Below are 3,997 nucleotides of genomic sequence, written 5' to 3'. Positions count from 1 at the left end.
AAAGTTAGCATATACTAACAAATTTAGACCCTGTTAATTTTTTATCTATTATAGATTTTGCACAAAAAGTTTATTCTTTTTTTAAACAGAAAGAAAAAGATTTTTGTGTTATACTTCATTTAAGAACCCTAAATTAGGGATGGAAGAGTCTATAGCAAGACGCAATTGCGTTTGGCAAAGGAGAAAAAATGAGCAGGTTAATAATTGTAACTGAAAATGAAGCCCAAAAAACCGTAGAAGGCCTTTACCGAGACATAGAGCGAAGAATTCAGGCGTCCCAGCCTGGTCTTTGTCCTGTTGACTTGGCAGAGGCTTTTGTTCATGTATGTCATTCCCAATCCTGTGGAAAGTGTACTCCCTGTAGAGTGGGACTTGGACAGTTGGAAGGTCTGATTGAATCCGTATTGGACGGTTCTGCGGATATGGATACTTTAAAGACCATCGAGAAAACTGCAGAAGGAATCTATAACTCTGCAGATTGCGCCATCGGATTTGAAGCGGCGAAGATGGTGCTTAGAGGAATCCGCGGTTTCTATGAGGACTATGCGGAGCATGTACAGCATGGACGTTGTTTTGCCAAGCTAAGCCAGCCGGTTCCTTGCGTATCCCTTTGTCCTGCCCATGTAGATGTTCCCGGATATGTTTCTTTGATTCATGAAGGTCGTTACGGAGATGCGGTACAGTTGATTCGAAAGGATAATCCCTTCCCTGCTGCCTGCGGTTTAATCTGCGAGCATCCCTGTGAGCTTCGTTGCAGAAGAACCATGGTGGATAAGGCGATTAATATTCGTGGACTTAAGCGCTATGCGGTAGAGCATGAGGGAGAGATTCCCGCACCGAAGATTATGGATAAGACCGGAAAGAAGATTGCTATCGTAGGTGGCGGTCCCTCCGGCTTAAGTGCTGCTTATTACCTTAGCATTATGGGACATGATGTTATGGTATATGAGCAGAGAAAGCAGCTGGGAGGAATGCTCCGTTATGGAATTCCGGCTTATAGACTTCCCAGAGAAATCCTGGATCACGAAATTGACGGTTTAAAGAAGGCCGGCTTCCAGGTTAAGACGGATGTCTCCATCGGACATGATATCAGCTTAAAGGATTTAAGAAAGCAGTATGATGCGGTTTACGTATCTATCGGTGCCCACACAGATAAGAAGCTGGGTATTCCGGGAGAAGATGCTCAGGGCGTAATTTCCGCTGTAGAGATGCTTAGAAATATTGGAGATGATGATTATCCCGATTTTAGCGGCTTGAATGTCATTGTAGTGGGCGGAGGAAACGTGGCTATGGACGTGGCGCGTTCCGCAATTCGTCTGGGAGCAAAGACCGTAAAGATTGCCTACAGAAGACGTAGAGTAGATATGACCGCTCTACCGGAAGAGGTAGAGGGCGCAATCGCAGACGGTTGCGATATCGTAGAGCTTCATTCCCCGGTTCGCATTGAGAAGGATGAGAATGGACATTGTAAGGGGCTGGTGCTTAAGCCCCAGATTATTGGAGGAGTACGTTATGGAAGACCTTCCCCCAAGGATTCTCAGGCACCTGAAGTAGAGCTTAAGGCAGATCTGGTTCTGGTAGCCATCGGTCAGGGTATCGACTTCCGTAAGTTCGAGGAATATCAGGAAATTCCTATTGAATCCGGAAGAATTCATGCCTTAGATACTTCTGCACTGAAGGATGTTGACGGCATTTTTGCAGGAGGAGACTGTGTAACCGGTCCTGCAACCGTAATTCGTGCGATTGCTGCAGGAAAGACTGCTGCGGCTAACATCGATGAGTACCTTGGCTACTGTCATGAGATTACCTCTGAAATCGAACTTCCACCGGTTCGTTTCGATGACAATGCACCTACCGGCCGGGTCAATATGAAAGAGCGTCCTGCCGATGAGCGGGTTAAGGACTTTAAGCTTATGGAGTACGGAATGACAGATGAAGAGGCTTGCCAAGAGTCGGGCAGATGTCTTCACTGTGATCACTTTGGTTATGGTATCTTTAAGGGAGGCAGAGAATGCAAATGGTAAATTGTACAATCGATGGAAAAAAAGTATGTGTTCCGGAGCATACCACCATCTTGGAAGCGGCTAAGGAAATTGGCGTTTATATCCCTACCCTCTGCTACTTCAAGGGCTTAAATGAAATTGGCGCCTGCCGTGTCTGCGTTGTAGAGGTGGAAGGAGACCAGAGACTTCATGCCGCTTGTAACAGCCCTGTGCTGGAGGGAATGGTAGTGCATACCAATTCCAAAAAGGCAAGAGAAGCCAGAAAATGTAACGTAGAGCTGATTTTATCTCAGCACAATGTTACCTGCACCACCTGTGTTCGTTCCGGGAACTGTGCGTTACAGCACGTTGCCAATGACTTAAATATTATGGGAGAAAGCTTTCCTAAGGATCTGCCGAAGCAAAAGGGATCCAAAAGCTTCCCCTTGATTCGAGAATATGACAAATGTATTAAGTGTATGCGTTGTATTCAGGTCTGCGATAAGATTCAGGCTACCCATGTTTGGGATGTTATCAACAGTGGCGGAAAGAGTACGGTAGATGTTCGAGATTTCTATCGTTTGGAGGATTCCCCCTGTTCTCTTTGCGGACAGTGCATTACCCATTGTCCTGTAGGTGCTCTTAGAGAAAGAGATGATACAGATAAGGTTTTGGATGCTTTAGATGATCCGGAGACCATTGTACTGGCACAGATCGCCCCATCCATTCGTACGGCATGGGGAGAGGAATTCGGCTTGGATGCGGAAGAAGCCTCTGTGCAGAGACTGGCCAGCTGCTTAAAGGAAATGGGCTTTGACTATGTATTCGATACCGACTTTGCAGCGGATTTAACCATTATGGAGGAAGCTTCCGAGTTCTTACATAAGTTAACCCATCAGGAAGGGGACTTCCCTATGTTTACCAGCTGCTGTCCGGGTTGGGTTAGATTTATTAAGAGTCATTATCCCGAGTATATTCCGCAGGTTTCTACTTCCAAGTCTCCCCAGCAGATGTTCGGTGCTATTGCCAAGAGCTATTATGCGGATATTTTAAAGGTAAGCCCTAAGAAAATCTTCTCTGTCAGCATCATGCCTTGTCTTGCGAAAAAAGCGGAATGCTCCTATCCCAATATGACGGACAGCGAAGGCAATTTTGATGTAGATGTAGCTTTAACCACAAGAGAGGTTAATCGCTTGATTCGGGCTATGCATATTTCACCCAAGAAGATGAAGGATATAGAGCTGGATATGCCTTTAGGACTGGGCTCCGGTGCAGGTAATATTTTCGGTGCAACCGGCGGTGTTATGGAGGCGGCTTTACGTTCCGCATATTATCTGGCAACAGGAGAGAATCCGGATCCGGATGCTTTCAAGGATGTAAGAGGAATGGATGGCTGGAAGGAATCCTCCTTTGATATTGCCGGAAATAAGCTAAAGATTGCCGTAGTGAACGGATTGGCTAATGCAGATCGCCTTTTAACAGCTCTAAAGAAGGGACAGGTGCATTATGACTTTGTAGAAGTCATGGCCTGCCCGGGAGGTTGTGTAGGCGGTGGTGGCCAGCCGATTCATGATCAGAAGGAAATGGCTGCCCATCGTGCACCGGTTCTCTATAAGCAGGATCGGGAAGGAACCCTTCGTTTCAGTCATGAGAATCCTTCTATCAAGCTGGTTTACCAGGATTATCTGGAGAAACCCCTATCTGAGAGAGCGGAAGAGCTTCTGCATACCAGTCAAAAGGGCTGGCTGATGCCGGGAGAAAGTGAATAAGATATTTTTCTACCATAGAGTTTTCTATTCTATACGGAGAAGGGACTGTAAAAATCAAAATAGTTTTCTTGTTTTGATTTTTTACAGTCCCTTCTCTTTTTTTTCTCTAAAGCAGATATTGCACACCGGGCGGGGGATACTCGTTAAGATTATAAATTCATTTTTATTCATTAGTGTGAATAAAAATGATGAGTTTATGCGATATTAAAGACACAAAATAGAGTCTTTATTTGGTTGTGTCTTTTG

At 45.3% G+C, this 3,997-nt stretch carries 2 protein-coding genes; both read left to right on the top strand.

All coding sequences use genetic code 11. The features are described 5' to 3' along the window. Positions 1-188 precede the first annotated feature (188 nt). Positions 189-2,024, top strand: coding sequence for an NAD(P)-binding protein (locus ACO4PX_RS09070; RefSeq protein WP_485572342.1), 1,836 nt, complete (start codon positions 189-191; stop codon positions 2,022-2,024). Next, positions 2,018-3,751 carry a [FeFe] hydrogenase, group A gene (locus ACO4PX_RS09065; protein WP_485572341.1) on the top strand — a complete coding sequence of 578 codons (1,734 nt, stop codon included), beginning with the start codon at positions 2,018-2,020 and terminating at the stop codon, positions 3,749-3,751. Before ACO4PX_RS09070 ends, ACO4PX_RS09065 begins: the two co-directional genes overlap by 7 nt. The last annotated feature ends 246 nt before the right edge of the window (positions 3,752-3,997 follow it).

Source organism: Oribacterium sp. (assembly GCF_057249185.1).
This window is presented reverse-complemented; position numbering and strand designations above follow the sequence as displayed.

What these genes read in the sequence shown, in the direction of transcription:
- ACO4PX_RS09065 (WP_485572341.1), top strand. Translation starts at nt 2,018, where the DNA reads ATGGTAAATTGTACAATCGATGGAAAAAAAGTATGTGTTCCGGAGCAT.
- ACO4PX_RS09070 (WP_485572342.1), top strand. Translation starts at nt 189, where the DNA reads ATGAGCAGGTTAATAATTGTAACTGAAAATGAAGCCCAAAAAACCGTA.